General features: G+C 37.4%; 20 protein-coding genes. 8 read left to right on the top strand and 12 right to left on the bottom strand.

Annotation, left to right across the window (positions count from 1 at the left end):
* Positions 1–10: 10 nt before the first annotated feature.
* Positions 11–817 carry an HDOD domain-containing protein gene (locus tag PHY84_RS09890; RefSeq protein WP_299859366.1) on the bottom strand — a complete coding sequence of 269 codons (807 nt, stop codon included), beginning with the start codon at positions 815–817 and terminating at the stop codon, positions 11–13.
* 161 nt (positions 818–978) lie between these two features.
* Positions 979–1,542 (bottom strand): hypothetical protein, encoded by a 564-nt coding sequence (locus PHY84_RS09895; protein WP_299859368.1) that lies wholly within the window; start codon positions 1,540–1,542, stop codon positions 979–981.
* Positions 1,543–1,649: 107 nt separating this feature from the next.
* Between PHY84_RS09895 and PHY84_RS09900 the strand changes: the two genes are divergently transcribed.
* Entirely contained in the window at positions 1,650–1,940 is a 291-nt protein-coding gene (locus PHY84_RS09900) for a CDGSH iron-sulfur domain-containing protein (RefSeq protein WP_299859369.1), read from the top strand.
* Positions 1,941–1,948: 8 nt separating this feature from the next.
* On the opposite strand, the gene PHY84_RS09905 is transcribed toward PHY84_RS09900, so the two are convergent.
* On the bottom strand, positions 1,949–3,055 hold the full coding sequence (locus tag PHY84_RS09905) for a multiheme c-type cytochrome (protein WP_299859371.1): 1,107 nt from the start codon (positions 3,053–3,055) through the stop codon (positions 1,949–1,951).
* Between the two features lie 144 nt (positions 3,056–3,199).
* On the opposite strand from PHY84_RS09905, the gene coaBC reads away from it, so the two are divergent.
* The 5 genes from coaBC to truA are packed head-to-tail and all read left to right on the top strand — an operon-like array spanning position 3,200 to position 7,687.
* Positions 3,200–4,468 carry a bifunctional phosphopantothenoylcysteine decarboxylase/phosphopantothenate--cysteine ligase CoaBC gene (coaBC, locus tag PHY84_RS09910; protein ID WP_299859373.1) on the top strand — a complete coding sequence of 423 codons (1,269 nt, stop codon included), beginning with the start codon at positions 3,200–3,202 and terminating at the stop codon, positions 4,466–4,468.
* Entirely contained in the window at positions 4,465–5,142 is a 678-nt protein-coding gene (gene uppS, locus PHY84_RS09915; protein WP_299859375.1) for a polyprenyl diphosphate synthase, read from the top strand. Before coaBC ends, uppS begins: the two co-directional genes overlap by 4 nt.
* Positions 5,142–5,957 carry an A24 family peptidase gene (locus PHY84_RS09920; protein WP_299859377.1) on the top strand — a complete coding sequence of 272 codons (816 nt, stop codon included), beginning with the start codon at positions 5,142–5,144 and terminating at the stop codon, positions 5,955–5,957. Before uppS ends, PHY84_RS09920 begins: the two co-directional genes overlap by 1 nt.
* Positions 5,957–6,976 (top strand): LptF/LptG family permease, encoded by a 1,020-nt coding sequence (locus PHY84_RS09925; RefSeq protein ID WP_299859379.1) that lies wholly within the window; start codon positions 5,957–5,959, stop codon positions 6,974–6,976. The genes PHY84_RS09920 and PHY84_RS09925 overlap by 1 nt, the downstream gene beginning before the upstream one ends.
* The gene (truA, locus tag PHY84_RS09930; protein ID WP_299859381.1) at positions 6,977–7,687 is read left to right on the top strand and encodes a tRNA pseudouridine(38-40) synthase TruA; all 711 of its coding nucleotides are present in this window, start codon (positions 6,977–6,979) and stop codon (positions 7,685–7,687) included. It abuts the gene before it with no gap.
* Between the two features lie 3 nt (positions 7,688–7,690).
* On the opposite strand, the gene PHY84_RS09935 is transcribed toward truA, so the two are convergent.
* The gene (locus PHY84_RS09935) at positions 7,691–8,464 is read right to left on the bottom strand and encodes a diguanylate cyclase (RefSeq protein ID WP_299859383.1); all 774 of its coding nucleotides are present in this window, start codon (positions 8,462–8,464) and stop codon (positions 7,691–7,693) included.
* A 12-nt stretch (positions 8,465–8,476) separates the two neighbouring features.
* Entirely contained in the window at positions 8,477–9,460 is a 984-nt protein-coding gene (locus tag PHY84_RS09940; RefSeq protein ID WP_299859385.1) for a 7TM diverse intracellular signaling domain-containing protein, read from the bottom strand.
* A gap of 141 nt (positions 9,461–9,601) precedes the next feature.
* On the opposite strand from PHY84_RS09940, the gene PHY84_RS09945 reads away from it, so the two are divergent.
* Complete coding sequence (locus PHY84_RS09945) at positions 9,602–10,339, top strand: hypothetical protein (RefSeq protein ID WP_299859387.1); 738 nt, start codon at positions 9,602–9,604, stop codon at positions 10,337–10,339.
* Positions 10,340–10,350: 11 nt separating this feature from the next.
* On the opposite strand, the gene glyS is transcribed toward PHY84_RS09945, so the two are convergent.
* Positions 10,351–12,372: a glycine--tRNA ligase subunit beta gene (gene glyS, locus PHY84_RS09950; RefSeq protein ID WP_299859389.1), complete on the bottom strand. Its 2,022-nt coding sequence runs from the start codon at positions 12,370–12,372 to the stop codon at positions 10,351–10,353.
* A 173-nt stretch (positions 12,373–12,545) separates the two neighbouring features.
* Here glyS and PHY84_RS09955 point away from each other — a divergent pair, with 173 nt between their 5' ends.
* Positions 12,546–12,932, top strand: coding sequence for a class II SORL domain-containing protein (locus PHY84_RS09955; RefSeq protein WP_299859391.1), 387 nt, complete (start codon positions 12,546–12,548; stop codon positions 12,930–12,932).
* 52 nt (positions 12,933–12,984) lie between these two features.
* Here PHY84_RS09955 and PHY84_RS09960 read toward each other — a convergent pair whose 3' ends face one another.
* The 6 genes from PHY84_RS09960 to PHY84_RS09985 all read right to left on the bottom strand — a co-directional run bounded on the left by PHY84_RS09960 (position 12,985) and on the right by PHY84_RS09985 (position 21,751).
* Positions 12,985–15,147, bottom strand: coding sequence for a nitrate- and nitrite sensing domain-containing protein (locus PHY84_RS09960; protein WP_299859393.1), 2,163 nt, complete (start codon positions 15,145–15,147; stop codon positions 12,985–12,987).
* A gap of 98 nt (positions 15,148–15,245) precedes the next feature.
* Positions 15,246–16,532 (bottom strand): response regulator, encoded by a 1,287-nt coding sequence (locus tag PHY84_RS09965; protein WP_299859394.1) that lies wholly within the window; start codon positions 16,530–16,532, stop codon positions 15,246–15,248.
* A 10-nt stretch (positions 16,533–16,542) separates the two neighbouring features.
* On the bottom strand, positions 16,543–18,000 hold the full coding sequence (locus tag PHY84_RS09970; RefSeq protein ID WP_299859396.1) for a response regulator: 1,458 nt from the start codon (positions 17,998–18,000) through the stop codon (positions 16,543–16,545).
* Between the two features lie 16 nt (positions 18,001–18,016).
* Positions 18,017–19,183, bottom strand: a complete 1,167-nt coding sequence (locus PHY84_RS09975) for a HAMP domain-containing sensor histidine kinase (RefSeq protein ID WP_299859398.1) — start codon at positions 19,181–19,183, stop codon at positions 18,017–18,019.
* Positions 19,180–20,892: an EAL domain-containing protein gene (locus PHY84_RS09980; protein WP_299859400.1), complete on the bottom strand. Its 1,713-nt coding sequence runs from the start codon at positions 20,890–20,892 to the stop codon at positions 19,180–19,182. The genes PHY84_RS09975 and PHY84_RS09980 overlap by 4 nt, the downstream gene beginning before the upstream one ends.
* A 193-nt stretch (positions 20,893–21,085) precedes the next feature.
* Positions 21,086–21,751, bottom strand: a complete 666-nt coding sequence (locus PHY84_RS09985) for a chemotaxis protein (RefSeq protein ID WP_299859402.1) — start codon at positions 21,749–21,751, stop codon at positions 21,086–21,088.
* Between the last annotated feature and the right edge of the window lie 249 nt (positions 21,752–22,000).

Consider the following 22,000-nt stretch of genomic DNA (forward strand, 5'->3'; position numbering starts at 1 on the left):
ATAGTTCTTATTAAGAGTTTAAAACCTTATCAAGAGCTTTTTCGTAACTCTCCATATCAAGCCCAAACTCTTCAATAGTCTCTTTTGCTATAGCAATCGATGCTTCCGTTATTTCACCGTTTGGAAGCACGGTCTCTCTGATGGCTTTTAACTCTGCCGCCATCTCTCTCTCATCATCTATAGTACCCTCAGGATCATCACTATAGCGGATGATATGTATGATTTCCGGGTCAAGCTGCCAGTTGTTAAAAAGTGTCGCTGTTACATCTGTTGTTTGCATTCCGCAAGCATTTTTTTCTGCACGCGCAATATCTTTTGCATCGCCGATAGCCTCTTTAACCATCCCTGCTTTTCCATCTTCTATAATCGTTTTGCTGATGATTACCCGCCCCAAATCAACCAAAAATGCAGCCGGTGCCATTACTCCCAACCGTTTTGGCTGGCGGCGAATAAGCCAGTTTATAGCAAGAGCCAACTGTCTCTCACAGGCATAAGCAAACTGCTCTTTTGTCATTCCGTATGGGGAGAGGTCTATCTTAAAGCTCGCGTTAACAGCGCTGTTTAAGACAAACGCCCTAATTGCATCTTTACCAAGCAGAGATACCGCCAACTTTACACTATTGACAGTTCTTGATATCCCATACATCGGAGAATTTGCAATGCGCAATATATCTGCCGTTAAAATCGGGTCTTTTTCTATAGCTTTTTGCATATCTTCAAATGTCGCATTTTCATCTCTATAGATTCTCTCAACATCCTGTACGGACTCAGGAAGCGGTGGAATTGCTTCAATATTTTTAATAAGTGTTTTTGTCATCACATTTACCTTGGTTTGGTTTTGTATCGTCGCCACAATTCTAGTACATTTCTTTTCATAAGTTGAAGAAATATAACTATATTTGAAATTTTAATAAATGCTGTATATTTTGGTAACAATTGGAGGAAAAACAGTGAGAGGCAAGACGCAAAAAATGCGTCTTACTGAAGTTTTATAAATGCGTCACTTAGAGCAATAGAGACTTTTTTCGTAGCATTTTTAAGCAGTGTACGCTTATCGCCCTCTGCGTCACCCTCTGGTTTGATACCCAAAATCTTTGATTTGTCGATAACAATCTCACTTTTTGCATTTGCTGAAGCTCTGTTTCCGTTGTTGCGTGCTTGAAGAGTAATCATCATCATCAGACGCTCTTTTTCAACAGTCTTAAAGATATTTTCTTCACTTTTCTCTTTGTCTTGAGAAAGACTTACTTTTGTATCCAACAAATAATCGTTTTTGGATGGCAGCGTGTGTACACCATCTACTTTTGCAGTAGAAACGACAAAACAGTTTGTCTCTTTGAGTGCATTAACAAGTGCGATTGTAAACTCTTCGGGAGTAACGTTAAATGTTTGCGCATTGTTTTCAATATCCAGCGCATTGACATGGAGTGTTGCCATACTTTTTGTACACAATCCCATATTGTCGATAAATAAAACACTTTGCTTATCCACACACCCAACAAAAAACAGAAGCAACAACAAAGCGGAGAGAACTTTTTTCATTTCAGAATCCTTTTTTTTGATTTAGTCATATCCGGCATTATACCAAACTTGACAAACTTCTTATTATCAAATTATAATGGGCAATGAAAGAATTTTGAGGAGTACCTATGTGCAAAGATGCTGTTGTATTTGACAATAAACCAAAAGGCGTGACGCTGGATGCGTGGATTCCGTACTATATCTGTACGTGCGGCAGGAGTGAAAATGGAGTTTTTTGCGATGGGAAACATGAAGGGACTTCTTGTTTGCCTAAAAAAGTAACAGTTGAAAAAACCAAACAGTATCATATCTGCATGTGTAAAACAAGCAAAAATTTCCCTTTTTGTGACGGAACACACTCTCTTTACGCTGATGACGATGTTGGAAAAAACGTGAAAATAATCGCGGAAACAGAGTAGCCTTTAGGCTACTCTACGATAAAGCTTTTTTGCTTAAGAATGTTGAATTTTTGCAGCTCTTTGTGCTCTGCAATGTTAAGTTTTTCGGCAGTTTTTGACGTTACGATATAGTATCCGAGCTGTACTTCAACTTTATCGCCTTTTTTAAGTGCATCCGTATATGAAATAATCTTCTTCTCATTTGCCTTAATCATCGTATCTGTAACAATCTGGTTTGCAAGCCATGGCATGGATGGACCATTTTCGTTTCCTAAAGCACGTACAAAAGAGTGTGACATAAGTGAAGTTGCTTTAGATCCGTTTATAAGATTTACACGCAACTCCACAACACGCATAGGATGAAGCATCAAGTTGTGCGGTGCTTTGTTGTTGATAACTACATCAAAACCGCTGCTCCTTTTGTTCAACTCGATATCAACATATTTTGAGAGCATCTCAGGATTTTTATGTGTACCTGCAAAGCCGTGATACGCATGGTCTTGGCTCTGTCTAATAGTTGTTGCCGTTCCCTGCACTATTGGCATATGACAAGTAATACAGTTCTCCTCTTTTTTTTGTACACCCTCTTTGCCTGTTTCACATACTGTTAATTGCGCCGCATTTTGTCTATGAGAGTGACAACCCATACACATCTGACCGTTGTAAAACTTCTCGTTTGTATAGTCTATATTATGATAAGGAGAACCGACACTTGTCGTACTCATGCCAAACCAAGAACTCTCTTTTTTGTAAACAACCTTCTCTTTTTCACGTCCTGCTTCCGCAGAATAAAATGTTTTTGGGTCGCTTCCGTAAATATTTTTGTTTTTAGCAGCATGTTCCTCAACATCTTTGATAGTGTGACAACTCGCACATGTCACGCCATTTTTTATTTCATCTTCGTTTTTAGCTAAGGGTGCATGACACTCTTTGCAATTGTAATCGCCTTTTTCTTTGAGTGGATGCAAATCCCAAGCCCCTTTATGAATAGGGTCTTTATAGTATGTAGAACTTGCGTGCATAGAGCCTTCAAACTCATCTACGATTTGCGGGTGACACTTTTTGCATGTCTCTGTTTCACTCTGTGCAAACAGAAGTGACGACAATACAGCTGCCAAAAACAACATCTTTTTCATATAAACTTTCCTTTTAATTATTATAAGATGAAATTCTAACATATAAAATGGCTTTCAAATTGATTTATATCAATTGGTCAAAAATAAAACAATAAGATTTTTCCTGCTAAAATATCCCTTTTAATGTTTCAAACAAGGTTTTCTATGCTTATTCCATCCAATCTGCTTCAGGGTAAAAAGATACTTTTGGGAGTGAGTGGTTCTATCGCTCTGTATAAATCTCTTGAACTTGTACGGCTCTTTGCAAAGGCGGGGGCAGAGGTAAAAGTGGTGATGAGCGAGGCTTCAAAGAAGTTTATAACTCCGCTTAGTTTTGAGACACTCAGTACAAACCAAGTGCTAGATGATTTCAACGAATCATGGACAAATGCACATAACCACATAAAAGCAACCGAGTGGGCAGACCTTTTGGTCATAGCTCCCGCAACGGCAAACACCATAGCAAAATTGGCAAATGCGATAGCTGACAATATGCTCTTGCAGTGCGCTTTAGCATTCCCGCATCTTAAAATAATCGCACCATCGGCAAATACAAACATGATAAACAACCCAATCACAAAAGCAAATCTAAAGATGCTCGGTATTGCAAACTATGAGATAGTTGCAACACAGACAAAAGAGCTTGCGTGTAAAACAGTGGGTGATGGTGCAATGGCTGAACCTCTGGAGATATTTTGGCATAGTGCCAAAGCACTTTTAAGAGATCCTTTTTGGATGGATAGAAGAGTTGTCGTCACGGGTGGCGGGACTATAGAGAAGATTGATGATGTACGTTACATCTCAAATTTTTCAAGCGGAAAAATGGCATCTGCTTTGGCAACAGCGCTCTATTGCAAGGGTGCAGATGTAAACCTTATAGCGACAAAATTTGAACCTGAACTACCGCTTGAACTATACACGATCAATGTGAAAAGCTCCGGCGAGATGTTTGAATACCTCAAAGACTCTATCCGCATCGCCAAAAAAGGCAAACTATCAAAAGCGACACTTATGAGGGATGAGCAGATTCATCTTATACAGAAAAAGCCTTATCTTTTTATGGCGGCAGCCGTTGGTGACTATGTTCCTAGTTTTGAGCAGGTCGGAAAACTCAAAAAAGAGTCCTTGGGCAGTGAGTGGGAGCTTAAACTCAAAGAGAATGTTGATATATTAAGCAGTATTGACAAAGATGGTATAGTGAGTGTTGGTTTTAAAGCAGAGATGGATGCGCAAAACGCTCTTTCAAACGCACAAAATATGATAGACAAAAAAGGAGTTGATGCCGTTTGTCTCAACATTCTCAAAGACGCATCAAGCTTTGGCACAGAAACAAACAGTGTGGAGTTTCTCACAAAAGAGCGTCATGAAAGCATACCTCAAGCCGACAAACTTAGTGTTGCATTTGAGATTTTAGAGCATGCGAAAACTTTATGAATAAAGCAAGACATATCGCCATCATCATGGATGGAAACGGACGCTGGGCAGAGCTAAGAGGGCAAAAGAGGGTAAAAGGGCATGAGGTCGGCGCAAAAGTCGTAAGAACTATCACCGAATTTTGTGCAGCCGACAGTGACATAGAGCGATTGACTCTCTACGCTTTTTCAACAGAAAACTGGAAAAGACCAAGACTTGAAGTTGAGTTTTTGATGAAACTGCTCCAAAAATATCTTGATAATGAGCTAGAAACCTATCTTACAAACAATATCCGCTTTGAGCCTATCGGAGACATAAGAGCATTCTCGTCATCTTTACAAAAAACCATCTTTGAGGTGAAAGAGAAGACTGCCCATTGCGATGGACTGGTGCAGTCTCTTGCACTCAACTACGGCGCACATGATGAGATTCTGCGTGCCATCAACAGAGTAAAAAAATCTCAAGAAGACATAACCGAGGCAATGCTCTCCAATGCGCTTGACTGCAAACATAATGTTGATTTGCTTATCCGCACAGGCGGAGACCATAGACTTTCGAACTTTTTACTTTGGCAAGCGGCATATGCGGAACTCTTTTTTAGCGATACTCTCTGGCCTGATTTTACGACTGTGGAGCTGGAGAAAATTTTAAAAGATTTTACAAAAATTGAGAGACGCTTTGGAGGGCTTAAGTAATGGAACTCTTTGGCGCTTTTATATTTGGCATGCTTTTTGGCTCTTTTTTAAATGTTGTTATCTTGCGTCTTCCAAAAGATGAGAGTGTCGTTTTTGGCGCATCACACTGCCCGACATGTAACCATGCGCTCAAACCATGGCATAACATACCTCTTTTTTCATGGCTCTTTTTACGTGGAAAATGTGCTTTTTGCCAAACAGAAATCTCGGTGCAGTACCCTGCTATCGAACTTCTCTCCGGTCTGATTTTTTTTCTTATAGCCGCAAAAATGGGAGTGAGTATCCCATCTCTTTTAGTAGGTTTTAGCTTTTTAACACTCCTTGCACTCTCAATGATAGACTTTAAGTACAAAATGGTGCCCGATTCGCTCAATCTGCTTGCGCTCATCTTTGCCATCTTTGGAGCATGGAGCCTTGGCGGCATCGCAACAAACTTCCAAAACGCCCTGCTCTTTGCGGGTGGATTTACACTGCTTCGCTTTACGCTCTCTTACATTCTTACGGCTTTGGCGCACAAAGAGGCAAAAAAAACTATTACGCCATGGACTAAAAACTACCACACATACCCGTTTGTTGAGGCGATGGGAGAAGGTGACATTATGGTAGCAGCTACGATGGGAGCGCTTCTTGGAGTTAAACTTACGCTTGTTGCTGTTTTCCTCTCGGCATTGCTAGCTCTTCCGGTAATGCTTTTGGTTATGCAAGGCTCTAAAGAGGAGCAGAGAGTTCCTTTTGTCCCTTTTTTGGCTTTGGCAACATTGATAGTCTATCTTTACGACTCGCCAATTTTAAGATATATCGAGGCTTCATACTAATGCATATCCTTCAAAACTACATAAAACAGTCTCTTTCACTTATTTTTTTATCTATCTTTTTACCGCTTTTTTCCATTGCTTCTATCGTTTTTCTCATCAAACTTGCAACTTATACGGCGGTTATTCAACTCTCCATTTTAGAGATGGGCAAACTCTTTCTTTTTATGCTTCCCGAGCTTCTTTTTTATACACTGCCTATCTCTTTTTTTGTAGCTATAACGTTGGCGCTTTTTAAACTCTCAAATGACAATGAAATCATTGTTGTTTTTGCCCTTGGCATCCATCCTAGAGTTATTTTGCAGACACTTTTTAAACCTGCGCTCTTTCTCTCGCTTCTTCTTCTTTTTAACTTTTTTGTTTTATTGCCGCATGCAAAAACTTTGTCAAATAATTTTCTCTCTTATAAAAAAAGCGAAGCAAAATTTAACCTATCAGCCTCAGAATTTGGACATAAATTTGGTGAATGGCTTTTGTATATAGGCAAAGAAAATAAAAACGAGAGCTATGCAGATGTTATCTTGTTCAACAAAAATCAGGACGAAGAGGTTCTTATCGGAGCAAAAAAAGCGGAGATTATCAATGATGCGGGTATCTTGAGACTTAAACTAAGCTCCGGCGAGGGGTACAGCTACTCAAAAGAGAAGTTCACGCAGATAGATTTTGAAACTATGTTTATCAACGACACAATGAAAACAAATCTTGAAAAGTACGAAACACCGCTAGAGTACTGGTTTCCAGATACTCACTCCGCCAAAAAAAGAAAAATGCTTATAGCAAACATACTCTTTAGCCTTTTTCCCCTTCTTAGCCTCTATTTGGCAGCAACTATCGGAATCGTACATGCAAGACATCAAAAAGGGAAGATTTTTCTCTTCTTGTTTACAGGAATTATCATCTACTACTCTCTCGCTATTGCTCTTCAGCTCGTCATATTTGCCTATACTTTGCCGGTTTTGATTACTGGATGGCTTATCGTAACCTACACACTCTATAAAAAAACAATCGTGGCCAAGTTTTAGATGAGATGCGCACTTACAATTGCATATAACGGAACACATTTTTTAGGCTCTCAAAGCCAAAAAGAGTCAAAAAACACCATTCTTGGTGCGCTTGACGCAGCATTCAAAAAACTGGGCATTGAAACAAAAATAGTTGCAAGCGGACGTACGGACAGAGGCGTTCATGCAACAGGGCAGGTTTGTCATATAGACGTACCGCCATACTGGAGCAACCTAGAAAAACTTCGCCTATCCGTTAATAAAATAGTCGGACCATCCATCTTGATAAAAAAGATAAAAAGCGTAGATGAGACTTTTCATGCAAGATACGGCGCAAAAAAAAGAGTTTATCGCTATATCATCAAAAATGGCAGCAGTAACCCTTTTGAAGAGAGTTTTGTTACTTTTTTAGAAGATGTTGATTTTGCTCTGCTTCAAGAGAAAATAAAACTCTTTTGCGGCACATTTGATTTTAGATTTTTTATGAAAAACGGCAGTGATGTCAAAAGTACAACAAGAACCATCTATAGGGCTTTTGTCTATAGACACAAAGGCTACATCATCCTGACCTTTGAGGCAAACGGTTTTTTACGAAGTCAGATACGACTTATGGTCGGTGCTCTTTTTGCACTTAACTCTGAACAAATTATAGAGCAGCTTGAATGTAAAAAAAGATACAAAATCAAACCCGCACCAAGTAACGGGCTTTACTTAAGTAAAATCAAATACTGATTTTTATACCTCTTCAACCCTGTTTTTGCCATTTGTTTTGGCAAGAGCAAGTGCTTGGTATCCTCTTTTCATAATATCTTCAAGAGTGTCATCTCTTTTGCTTGACGTCACTCCAAAACTAGCCGTTGCACTTCCCACAAAGAAGAATTTGCTTTTTTCGATTAACATTTGAAGATGTTTTGCTGCTATAAGTATATTTTGCATATCTGTCTCCGGACACACGACAAGATACTCAGTCTCACTCCATCTTCCCACAGTATCAAGATAGCGTACATGGTGCATCAAAAGATCCGCCATCTCTTTCATCAAAGAGTTTCCTACCTCACGGCCATGCTTATCATTGATTTCTTTTAAGCCATCAATATTGATAACTATAATGCCAAAACAATAGTCATAACGTTTCGCTCTATGAAGTTCATTTGTAAGAATCTCTTCTAGTTTTGCTTTGCCGTAAAGCCCTGTTGTCTCATCCTTAGTTGTTACTTTTTCATACGCTTGACTCATTTGTAAAAGTTCAGCTTCAAGTCTTGTTATCTTTCGCTCAAATTTTTCATTTATCTCTCTTAACTCTTTTTTTGAGAGATTAAGTCTGTCTGAGAGTTCATGCTCCTTTTCAACTTTGGACGCAAACTCTGCCTCTTCATCTCTAATACGCTCAACCAAGGCGGATGAAATCATCAAAATATTTAAAACTGCCATAAGTGCAAATAAATCATAAAATTGATAACTGTAACCAATAAAGCCTAGAGCCGTTAAAAACGCTACAAGCTCACCCAACCCCAGAAAAATTCATGCAAAAAGCAGATAAAGCGCTCCTGAAATCTTCTCTTTATATGCCTTCGCCGAGAGATAAAAAAGAAAGAGAAAGATTAGCGATGCAAGAGCTGCAAAAAAGTAAACAAGAGCATTACTCTCAATTATGAGAAAAAGTAGTCCAAAAACAAGGGTTGCAGCTATAAAAACAGAAACGTATTTCCCTAATTTGGGAAAGTTCTCTTTGATTTGAAAAAAATGATTTACAAAAAGAAGTGCAGCTAAAAAACTAAAGGCAACCGTCAATGGAGCAAGAGTGCTATTGTGAAAAAAAAGCTCTCTATTGTAACCATAGTACGTTCCCATCAAGAAAAACAATCCGATAAGATAAAGACCATAATAAAGATAGTTTCTATTTTTAAGCGCTATGAAGTTGATAAAATTGTATAAAATCATAATAAGCATAATACCAATCAAGATACCGTTGAAAAGCAGCGTATAGTTTAGGCGCTGCGTGGCACCTTGTTTAGAATGTAGCATCGGTGCAAGGATGATGGCATTTTGGCTTTTTATTTTGATGTAAATCGTTGCTTTTTGCATCGGTTGAACAGTAAAAGGTACAAAAAAAGAGCGTGCACCGTTATACGGGTTGAGGGCATAAACCTCTTTATCCTTCTGCGCAAACGCTTCCATGGTATCAATCCAAGGAACGGGCATCTCAACAGTACCGTCAAAGTGTTTTTTACTCTCATTTACCACACTAAAACGAATCCAAATAGTCTCATTTGTGTAGCCATTTGCTATAGATTGTGAATCGGCAGGACGAAAATTATCTGCAAAAGAGTCTTGAGAGACTGCTTCATATCTAAAATGGTTTTGTGCATCAATAAAAAGTTCAGAGTGCGGCGTGAGGTTTATCTTATCACTCTTTTCATCTATCTTAAGAGCTTCTAGAGCAAAAATTTGTGTGGAAAAAATAAAAAAAATAAAAAATAAAAAAAACTTATAACTATTCCGCATTAAAAAAATCCTTCGTGAACATATGCTACCACATTGACATTAAAAGTTTACTTTTTTTAAAGCATATTCCATAAAATGCCCATGTACTCATGAATGATGGATTATAGTATAATTCGCATAAATATCTTAGAAGGACTCCCTTTGCAAGCATTTGGAAAGTTTTTTACAAAATTTGACCACGAATATCTAAAAGAACACTATATCTATATCCCAAAAGAGAATGAGCAAATCACGGTCGCAGAGCTTGAAGAGATGCTTAAAAACAGACGTAAAACCGTCATAGGAACTATCTTTTTATACAACCCTGCCCTCGCACCTGTCGGATACAACACAAATACAAGACTCTCGGCGCAAGGATATCTTTTTGATGAAAAGTTCTGCTCTCTTAGCTTTGACAACCACCACTATCTTTTTGCCTCTGCACTCAAAGATGAAAACTACAAAGGAAAACTTGTAGAGATAAAGTATCTCTTTAGCCTCAATAGACCAGACATAGAACCAACCTCTGTTTTAGAGACTTTTGATGATGATTTGGACAAATACCCAAGCGCACAGCTTACCCGCTACGACAAAGAACTCAACTACTTAGACTATCTCAACATAAGATTAAACGGCAAGTTTGTATTTTTTGCATGGGGAAATAAGTTTGACAGACACCATAAACATATCATCGCCTATGCAAAAAACATAGCGGCGCAAACGGCAAAATTGGGCAAAGCCATCGGATTTATGCATGACGCAAACTACGATGCACACGAAGCTGGGGAGATGGGACTTTTTCTCCCTGCACTTGCAACCGGAAAATTTAAAGATGTACGTGCAAATGCCTTTAAAAAGGCATTTTCATCATTTCCTCCTATGATTATAAAAACATCATAAGAAAAAACTAGCTAGATAGTTATCTCTTTAATCTCTGCGATTTTGGAGATACTTTTATAGATAGAGGCAACAAGTGCCTTTCTGTTGGTTCTTATGCGCTCATCTTCCGCATTTACCATCACATCGTTAAAAAACGTATCAAGTTCGCCCTTTAAACCAAAGAGTGCATCAAGCTCCTCTTCATAACTCTCATAAACACGCGTGCGTACCTCGTTATATCTTCTAAAGAGCGCCTCTTCTGCATTTTGCTCAAAAAGAGCTGGGTTCATCTCTGCAATGTTTGCAAGGTCGATATCTTTAGTTATGTTTGCAACTCTTTTAAAAGTAGAGAACGATTCGCCGAACCCTTCACTCTTTGCCAAGTTATCAAGTGCTTCTATCTTTTTGGCAATACTAAGCAGCTCTCTCTCACCGGTCATAAGCACGGCTTCGATAATGGATGGGTTGACTTTGAAGTACTGTCTGATTCGCTCAAGGAAAAAAGCTTCAAGTTTTGCAATATCAAAAGATTCATACCCCTCAGCCAAAAGCTTGAGCATTGCAACGATGTCAAAAGAGAGGTCATGTTCTTTTGTGATTCTTACAAGCCCATTTACCGCACGGCGAAGCGCAAAAGGGTCACGTGAGCCTGTCGGAATCTGGTTGATACTAAAGAGTGCCAAAAGCGTATCTAGCTTGAGGCTCATGGCAACGATAGCGCTCATCTTTGTAGATGGAAGTGCGCTCTCCTCGCCGTTTGGAAGATACTGCTCTTTTATTGCAGTCGAAACTGCCGCATTCTCTCCAAGTGCAGTTGCGTAGTAGCTCCCCATCAAACCTTGAAGCTCTGTAAACTCATAGACCATCTCGCTCATAAGGTCGGCTTTTGCGAGGCTAATGGCACGCTCAAGGTCCTCTTTTGTTGCATCTTGCGGGTTGTATATCTCAAAAAGGGTATGTGCTATTTTTCTCTCACGCTCTATCTTGTCCGCAACGCTTCCAAGCCCTTTCATAAAGACAACTTTTTCAAGTCCGGTCGTACTCAACCCTTTTTTAAGGTCGTTGTTGTAGAAAAAGAGTGCATCGGAGAGACGAGGACGTAAAACTCTCTCATTTCCCTCAATAACTTTTGAAAAATCATTCGTGAGTGCATTGGAGACCACAACAAACTTATTGACAAGCGCACCGCTTTTAAAAACAGGGAAGTATCTCTGATGCTCTTTCATGGAAGTAATGATGACCTCCGGCGGAAGCTGTAAAAACTCAGCATCAAAAGAACCCATTATGGCTGTCGGATTTTCCGTGATAGCAACAACTTCATCAAGCAAATCGGCATCAATTTCGATTTTTACACCGTTTTGGCTCTCTAGGGCTGCAAAATCTGCCAAAATCTTCTCACGTCTTGCTTCCGGAAAAAGGGTTACTCCGCCATTTTCAAGCACTTCAAAGTACTCTTTTGCTCCGCTGATAGCAGTTTTCTCAAAGTTGCTTATGCGGTGTACAAAAGTACTTTTACAAGAGCGAACCCCAAATAGTTCCATCTCTACGGATTCATCTCCAAAAAGAACATTTATCCAGCGGATAGGACGGATAAAACTCTCTTGCAAACTTCCCCATCGCATAGACTTTCCAAACTCTAAAGATTTTATCCACTCCTCAATGATGCTTGGAAGCAGAAGATACGACGCTTGCCCTTTGAGTTCTCTTTTATAGTAAAGAACTTCTTTAGCGTCTTTTAGGGCGTGAGAGATTTGGCTCATCTCCACACCGCATTTTTTCGCAAAACCAAGTGCTGCGGGAGTAGGCACGCCATCTTTGTAAGCAACACTTAACGGTGCGCCAAAAAACTCCTCGCTGCTGTCATCTTGCATACTCTTAAACTCTCTATGCCAAAAAACAAGGCGGCGCGGTGTGTAGTAAAACTCAAACTCACACAAAAGGGAGTTTTTTTCTAAAATAGCAGCATATTTTGTCTCAATATTTTTTAGTTCTTTTAAAAGCGGGATTGCCGGAAGCTCTTCTACTCCGACCTCTATCAATAGCGGCTTTACCATAATACAACTCTCTTTTTTTTTGGCGATTTTATCTCTTTTTTGCTTTAAGAGTGATTTAGAGGTGTTCTTTATTATATTTCTCTTAAACAATAACTATAGACTATCTTTTATGTTTTTAGTAAATGATTCTAAAGTTACAATGCCATACAAATTAAAAATAAAAAGGATAAAAGATGCCGACAATCAATCGTTATGTAGATATAGATACAGTTGAAAGAGAGAGTAAAAAGGATTATATAGACCGTCATTCACCCTTTATCCACTGTGCAGATAGTGCAAAAGAGGGTGAGATGTTTAGCGTAACGGTTAAGATGGGAAACGAATATACACATCCGGATGATTTTGACCACTACATCGCAAATATGGCACTTTACAATGGTGAGACACTTTTAGCACGTGCCGACTTTGTTGCGGGTGCGCTTGGCAATATGAAAGCGCATGCAACTGTTACTTTCAATATCATTCCAACAGGCAGCAAGCTTAAACTTACTGCGCAAGCATACTGCACAAAACACGGTATCTGGGAGTCAGATCCAAAAGTAGTAGAAGTCACAAAATAGTCAGACTTCACTAAAAGCCTCGCAATGAAAACATTGCGGGGAAATCTTCTCTTTACTTTATCTCTTCAGCCATAGAATCAAGAACAACAAACAGCTCCTTGGAAGCTTTTTCTGCTTCACTAAATCCTGTAACAATTTTTGACGCATTTTTGATAATACCGCCTTGAATAGCGTCCGGAATCGCTCTCACTCTATCATGTACAACTTTATGGATTGGGTCAACTTTGGCATAAGAGGATGTTTTTGAAAATGTCTCTTTTCCATCAGAGAGATACCATTTTCCAAAACGACAACTTGTATGGTCTGAGAATTTGAAATTGTGGTCATCTTTAAAGACTGCGTTATAGCCGCTTAGTTTAAATGCTATATGGTCAAGTTTTGCAAGAGTAATAAAGAGTTCGTTGGAAACCTTTTTGTTTGCCAACTGAATATCTTTCGCACCGTCAAGCAACCCATGCAAGCTTTCGTTAAAACGGTCAAGTTTTTGTAGAGATTCTGACACCTCGCCATCCATCTGTTCTGAAAACTCTTGCATTGCAGAACTGTTTTGCTTAAGAAGGTTGATGTTAAGCTCTACTTCATTTGTAGCTCTTTGGGTGCGCTCTGCGAGCTTGCGCACTTCATCGGCGACAACCGCAAATCCACGTCCATGTTCCCCTGCCCGTGCTGCTTCTATGGCTGCATTGAGTGCCAAAAGATTTGTTTGGTCACTGATATCTTTGATAAGCGAGATAACATTGGAAATTTCAACAACACTGCTGTTGAGCTGATACGCATTCTCTCTGCTGCTTTGCATCTTTTGGGATATGTTGTTTAGAGAATAAACCATATCTTCCGTAGAGTTTTTAACATCATCGACTATAATCTCTGTATTTGCATTTTTCTCATTAATATCACGAAGTGATGACATATTTTGAACAACACCTGCTTGAACACTTCCAACTCCCCAGACTGCTCCATCGTTTAGCAGTTCTGTTAATGAAAGAGTCAGTTTGTTTGCTTCAAGACGCTCTTCACTCTCTTTAGAGTGTGCCTGCACTTGCTCTAAACTCGCTTTTGCATCTTCGATAGCTTTATATGCTGCACGTGCCAGATGATTTGCCGATTGCTGGATAAAGCCTATCTCATCTGTTGCACAGTTTGTGATTTTTTTTGAGAAGTCATTTGAAGAGACGATAGCGTCTATCTCTTGCTTAAAACGCTCTATGCGTTTTGCAAGGCTGTTGGATATAAAAAAGCTGACACCCACAACTAAAAGAACGATGAAAATACTAAAAGCGATTCCAAAAATCATACTATTTAAGGCTTGTTCTTGGAGTTTGCTAATGCTTGTTTGAAGGTTTTGTGTTATCTCATCTTCTACTTTTTTGAGCAAATCTATTTTTGAGGTGATAGTGCCAAACCAGTGTGTAGCATCGACGCTAAAGCCGCCATTTGGTTTAGAGAGTGCAGTTTTACGCATCTGCTCTACCTCTGTAACTACCGGTGCGCTCATGGTTTGCGTGTAGAAAGATTTTAACTCCTCCGGAGCTAAGAAGAGAAATTTGCTCATAAAAAGCTCTTGCACATTTAAAAGCCCGATAAACTTCTCATAAAAACCCTCTGCAAAGTTATCTCGTGAAAATGTCGAGGAGAGTACCGCTCGCTCTAGCCCTGCTCTCTCTTTAGAAGCAAGAAAATTTACAAATGCGTTGATAAGGTTGTTCATCTTTGCATTTGAGCTCATCTTTGCAATCTCTTCGATAGAGGTGATAAAGTCGTTGTTTGTGTTCGTATAGTATGTAACAGGTACTCCGACCGCAACGCCAAGAGAGGAGACACCCTCACGAATCTCTTGAAGTTTTTGCATATTTTGCATCGCTTTGGTTATTTTTGCTTGAAGCTCTGCTACATAACTCTTTGTCTTCATTGTTGCGTGGTACGCTTTGAGCTCTTCATAAGCAGCATCGGTGTCTTTACGAATCGCTTGAAGCTGCGGTGCAAACTTCTCTCCTTTAGAGCTTATAAACCCAGCAGAAGCGCCACGCTCTTTTTGGAGGTTGTGTACAAGGGCACTACTTTTTTGCGTATAGTAAACCATCTCCTCTATCTGCGCTAGAACCTTCACTTCATTGTAACTTTCATAACTCCCTTTGCCTAGAGAGATCAGAATAACGACGATTGGTATGATAGACATCAAAACCATTTTTAACTTAATTGAAAGGTTATTCAACATCTTTTACTCCTCTGCTTTTTATTAGTAATTTTATCGCTTATTTTAGCTACTTTGCTATTAATTTAATAGTCAGATAATGAAAAAAATCACAAAACACATTAGACAAAAGCCTTTGAGAATGGTTTCTTTAGATTTTCTACGGTATATAACATTCCTTCTGTATTTTCCAGTATGTTATCAATGGATTCCTCTTTTTGTATCTTTTCTTCAATATAATCCAACTCGAAAGGTATTTCACTTCCGTATTCATAGTAGTATTTTTTGCCAAAGTTGTGAAGTCTTGCTGCTATATCATCAGAAAATTCTTTTTTTACTAGCAAAATGTACCTGTTTGTTTCAAAGAGATAAATAGAAAGCTCATTGTTTTCTATATCTAAAGAGAACTCATGCTTAAGGCTCTTTGCAAAATTGTTATAGATAGCATGCATTTTAACGCCGCCGTATCTATCTATAAATTTTTTAATATTTTTTATGCCAATGCAAAAGATAGAAAAGCTATCCTCTTGTGTATTTTTATACTCAGAAACACTTTGAATAAATGAATCTCTTTTTGGAAAATAGTCAATTTGATTTTTAAATCTATTTAGTTCTGCATATATAGCGTCAAAATTTACAATACTTACCAAATATTTTGTCTCATCTTTAAATATAGAGATATTAAGATTGAATTTTTTAAAAATCTTCTTATTTGCATCCATAAGTTCAAATATTTTTTGTTTTGAATCTTTTAGTGTATGTGCAAGAGTGGCATTGCCCATAGATATATATTTGCTATCTTTAAAAATATAGCCAAGATGAAAACAACTAGAATCATCCAAGTCTGTTTTTGTAAAAAATTGCTCTTTAAAACTTTTGTTTGCATATACTATAGCATCTCCATGAAAATAAGCAACAGGAAGAAGAACTTTATCTAAAAGCTGTGCCTGAAGCTCTTTTTCGTGTTTGAGTCTATTTTCAAGCTCGCTTTGTCTTTTTTCTCTATAAATTGCGATGGCGATTTTTGAGATGGAAGATAAAAACTGATTCATATCTATAGGCTTGATTATAAATTTATCAATCCCAATCTCAATAAGCTTTACGAGATACTCCGTATCATTGTGTGCGGATGTAACGATGATGTTTTGATCGCTATTGAGAAGTTTTATATTTTTTGACATCTCTATACCATCCATAATAGGCATTGAAATATCTGTGATAACGATATCCTGTCTGTTTTTTTGAAAACTCTCTAATCCCAAGAGACCATTTTTCTCTATGCTTACATCAACAAAAATCTTTCTAATCAACTTCTCTAAATGTTGCGATACATCTTTGTCATCCTCTACATAGAGTACGGAAATATTTTTACAAATTGTACGAAGTTTTTTGATTTGTTCTCGATCCATCTATTGTCCTTTATTTTGGAAGTACGATTGTAAACATAACACCGTCTTGCGTATTTTGCACAATGAGTTTGGCATCCAAGTTCTCTTCAACAATGATTCTTGTCATATAAAGCCCAAGACCAGTCCCATTTTTTTGGCTTTTTGTTGAGAAGTATGGAGTAAATATTTTTGACATAATATCCTCTTTGATACCGCCTGCATTATCGCTAATGGCGATAGAGATGGTATTTTCTTGCTCCATGCACTCTATTTTTATCTTTGCCTTTTGGATATTTCGCTCAACCAATGCCTCTTTTGCATTGGAGACGATGTTTATCATAGCCTGCAACAACTCATCGCTATAAGTAGCAATAGGATAGTTGTCGCAACCGTTGAAAACCTCCATTGATATCTTTTGCTCTCGCAGTTCATCTTTGGTAAGCATAAGAAGCTCTCTGATTATATTTTTCAAGTGTACCCTCTCTTTTTTCTTATTTACTTGCAAAAAGTTTCTAAAGATATCAATAGTGTTAGAAAGATACTTAACATGCGTATCGATTGTCTTAAGGCTCTGGCTCAGCGTATCATTATCTAGTTCATCCATCATCAGATCAAACTCCAAATTGTTGGCTATCATACCGATAGAGGTGATAGGCTGTCTCCACTGATGCGCTATCATGGCGACCATCTCACCCATAGCGGCTTGCTTTGACTTGAGTTGAAGCTGGCTTGATGCGGCTTTTAGCTCCGTAACATCGATGCTTGTAGCACTATAACCTATGAGTTTTTTTCTATAATACATCGGAGATATAACAATCTGAACCGTATAAAAAGAGCCATCTTTCCTCTTGTTTGTAATCTCTCCTTGCCATTGCACAGACCTATTGAGATTATTCCACATATCGGCATATAGCAGATCTGCCGTCTCTTCGCTTCTTAAAATAGCATGTGACTTTCCTATAAGTTCTGCTTTTGTATAGCCGCTTATATATTCAAAAGGTTTTGAAACATAAGTAATAACACCTTTTATATTTGTTTCTACGTAGATAATATCGTTATCTATCATCGCTTTTTTTGCTTCAAGTTCGCGCTTAATAAAGAGAGCATCCACAACATTGTTAACGCTCTTAAGAAGTTTGTATATATTGATAGGTTTACTTAAAAACGCTTCTATGGAGAGTTCTATTATCTTCTCCCGCTCCAAATAATCATCAAAACCGGTTGTAACGATTACCGGAATATTGCATCCATTTTTTCGGATTTCTTTTATCATTTGGTTACCGTCTAAAATAGGCATGATTAAATCTGTGATGATAATATCTATCTCATCTTTGTGCTGTGCAAAAATCTCTAACGCTTCTGCTCCATCATGTGCAACATAAATTTTATGAAATATAGACTCAATGCTTAGCACTGTGTTTTTTGCTAAGAATTTGCTGTCTTCGACGTACAAAACAGTGATTGATTTAAGCCTGTCAAACTTTTCCAAACTACTTTTCCTACTACTATTTTTTTACTGGCATCACGATACTAAAAACCGCTCCACCATCTTCATTTCTAAAAAACATCTCTGAATTGAGATGTTTTTGTAAAATGATTTTTGACATATAAAGCCCAAGACCGGTACCATTTTTCTCTTTTTTTGTTGAAAAATATGGTTCAAATATTTTGTGTATCACATCCTCGCTTATACCGCCTGCATTATCTTTTATTTCTATAAAAAGATTGTTATCTTTTGTAAAAGTGGATATTGTGATTTTTTTGTTATTATTTTTTTGTGTTTCAAAGGCATCCTTTGCATTGTTTAGAATGTTAAGAAGCACTTGGTTTAGCTCATTTTTATATGTATTTATTATTAAATCATCGCAACAGTTATTTATTTCCACTTTTATACTGCTGTGTTCTAACTGTTTTTTGATTAACGATACACTTCTATGTAAAACACTATCTATTTGAACAGCTTCTTTTGTTTTGCTCTCTTTGAAAAAACTCCTAAAATCATCTATGGTATGAGAGAGATACTTTATCTGCTTATCTATTTCGTCAATATCATTTTTAAAAAACTCTTTATCAAGCGGCTCATCTTCACTCATAATAATGTTAAAGAGCATATTGTTAGAAATCATCCCGATAGAAGTTATGGGTTGTCTCCACTGATGTGCAATCATCTCAAGCATTTCACCCATGATGGCATTTTTTGATTGTAAAACAAGCATCTCTTCATGCTCTCTAATTTTTTTAACCGCTTGAGTAATTCTTGATTCAAGATTTTCATTCAACCCTTGAAGTTCTTTGACACCTTCACATGCACTGATAGCAAAGTTAATTTTTCTCTTAAAATTGCAAAGCATCGCATATATCTCATTGATAGCAACCTCTTTTGAATAGACAAATTTTATAAATCCCGCTTTGAGCGGTAAAAAAATAAAATAGTTTTTTGCTTCATCTTGCAAAAGGCACTCTTGCGGATATGTTTTGAGTACAAAATCCATCTCTTTTCCTGCCGATATTAACGGTTTTATAGCACGATAATCATCGTAGTAACCCACATAGAGTGCTTTTGTGGATTGATAAAAAGTGATGACGATCTCACTCATCATGCTCTCTAGCTCAAAAGAGTTTCCTATAGCGCTTAGACATTCGTATGACATTTTCAAATATTTTTCTTTCATAATGTCTCCAAATTTTTAAGATACTCCGGGGCAGGATAACCTATAAAATAACCCTGCATCGCATCAACTTTAAGCTCTAAAAGAGCATCATAAATCTCTTTTGAACTTACAAACTCTGCGATGACTCCCATACCAAGCTTATGAGCAAAATCAATTATCGTCTCGACAAAAATGTAAACAAATTTATTATCAAGCATATCTTTTATAAGTGAACCGTCAATCTTGATACAATCAGGATTGAGCAAAAATATATGCGCAAAATTTGAGTAACCGCTTCCAAAGTCATCTATGGCTATTTTAACTCCATATTTTTTAAATCGCGCAATAAATGCTTTTACAACATTGATATTATCAAGATGCTCCGTCTCTATGATTTCAAAGATAAGTCTCTCTCCTAGATTATGCTCTGCTATGCGCTCTTGAAGTTTTTGCATCAATGGCTCATTTTTCATATCCTGATAAGAAAAATTGATAGAAAAAGTTTCATTATTATGCAACATCGCATCAATGGCCTTGAAGATAACCATTTTAGAAATCTCATTATAAAAACTGTGATTTTTCGCAATTTCTAAAAATTTTCCCGGCAATATCGGCGCTGATGGATCTACCTCATTTTTTATTCGCATCAGCACTTCATATTTGAACTTCTTATCTTTTGTCAGGATTGGCTGATAATAAGGGATAATGCTATCATGCTCTATACTGTTTTTTAAGAGCTCTTTTACCTCTATAATGTTTTTCATATTCTCTCTGTCGTCAGGAACATCCCTAAAACATGCATAGCGCAGACCATATCTTTTAGCATGCAAAAGCGCACGATGCAAGTTTTCAAGCAGATACTCGCTACCCTGCGCTATTCCCATAGTTACATTGACACTAATATCTTTCACACCTATAATGGAGTACTTTTTTTTATCCAGCACAGCCAACATATTCTTTACATTGAGTAATACTTCATCGCAGTCAAATGGAAATTCTTGCCTCAGAAGCACAAACTCATCTTTTGAGAGCCTAAATAATTCATAGCCATATTTTTGAGACTCTTTTCTTAAAAGCTCTGCAACTTGAAAAAGAAGATGGTTACCGTGAGCAAAAGAGTAGTAGTCATTAATAAGCTTAAAATCGTTGATATTGACTAAAATAGCAAGTTTGATATGCTCATTATCAATAATTTTTTCAAGATATTTTTCATTGTGCAAAGAGGTGAGAGTATCTTTATATAAAAAATCCTCATCATTCCATTTTGAAGTATCTAAAAGCTCTTTTTTCATATCTTCATAGTGATACTTCATCATTTTGTTAGCGTAGATATTTTTGACTATAAGATATATTTTTTCAAGCATAATACTCATATCTATAGGCTTTAGTAAAAATGCTGCAATGCCTATGTCGATGAGTTTTAAGATTTCATCAACCTCTTTGTGAGCCGAGACAAGAATAATCTGCTGTTCCTTGTTTACCTCGACTATCTTTTGACAAAGTTCAATACCATCCATCTTTGGCATTTTTAAATCGGTAATAACCAAATCATAATCATTTTCTATGTATTTTTCAAAAGCATCTTCGCCATCGACCGCTACATCCACTCTGTCAAAGAGCTTCATGAGCATCTTGTAAACTTGTTCGCGTATGCTCTGTTCATCCTCTATGTACAGGACGCTCACAGAGCTCCAAAAAACTCTAATCTGCTTTACAAGCTCTAAGTTCATTTTTGTTTACCTTGTTTTATTTTTTGAAGCTAAAAAATTGACAAATGCATTGATGAGATTGTTCATCTTTTATTTGACATTGAATGTCCATTGTAACCTCATCCTAGCCCAGCCCTATAAGCTTGCATCATCCAATGTCAAAGAGAGAAGAAAAGCTGAAAATGCCAAAGTAATTAATGCATATAAAAACATATCACCCATTCTTACTAGTACAAAATTGAGCAAGCATCTCTTCGATTTCTTCATTTGAAGCTACCTGTTTATGAGTATCTCCGATTATATACTGTGATGAAGAGACTCTTTTTGCATTATCTACTTTTCCGCCTTCAAGCAAAGCATTCATATACTTTGATAACGAGCGCATAACATTGATAACTCTCTCTATTTTTTGACGATGAATATCTTGATATTGCATAATATCTACAGCATCCATTAGCTCAAAATTGACTTTTTCCAAAATTTCATCTATCTCTTTTGCATTTTTCAGACCATTTTTATTTATCTCTAAGTACTTTGCAAAAGCTTTAACATCCGGAAATTTCGTATGCAGCGTAGTAAAAAATTTTACACTGTCATCAAAGTGCGCAATCGTATTTTTCATTAATTTTTGATTTTGTATTATTTCATTTGAAATGGCTTCTACATTGTCAAAAATCTCAACAGCCTTTTCCTCACTCTCTCTTGTAACATTATCAAGCTGATAAACCATTTTATTTTCATCAATAGCGGGCATCGGCAAAAGAGATGCTTCACTCTCTAGTATGGCATCTATATCTAAAGCATCTTCCTGGCTATTTTTTATCAGCAAACAATCCAACTCTTCTTGCGTCATATTTAACTCTCCGTAAACCAATGACATTAACGGCTTAAAAAACTTAAGTTTTAAAGTCGTTAATTCAATTTGCAAAACAAGTGTAATAAAAAAGTGTCGCGGAAGTGTCGCGGTAAGAAAAAAATGGACAAAAAAATTACAACTTAATGACTCAACTTTCGCACATAAAACCCAGCTCTTTTTTGGTGTAAGCACCGATAACAGCGACAAGATGTTGTAATTCCTTTGAAGTCTTGAGATTTTTATGGATATTGGCTATGTTGGTAAGGATTTGTA

This window comes from Sulfurimonas sp., from assembly GCF_028694605.1.
GTDB lineage: Bacteria > Campylobacterota > Campylobacteria > Campylobacterales > Sulfurimonadaceae > Sulfurimonas.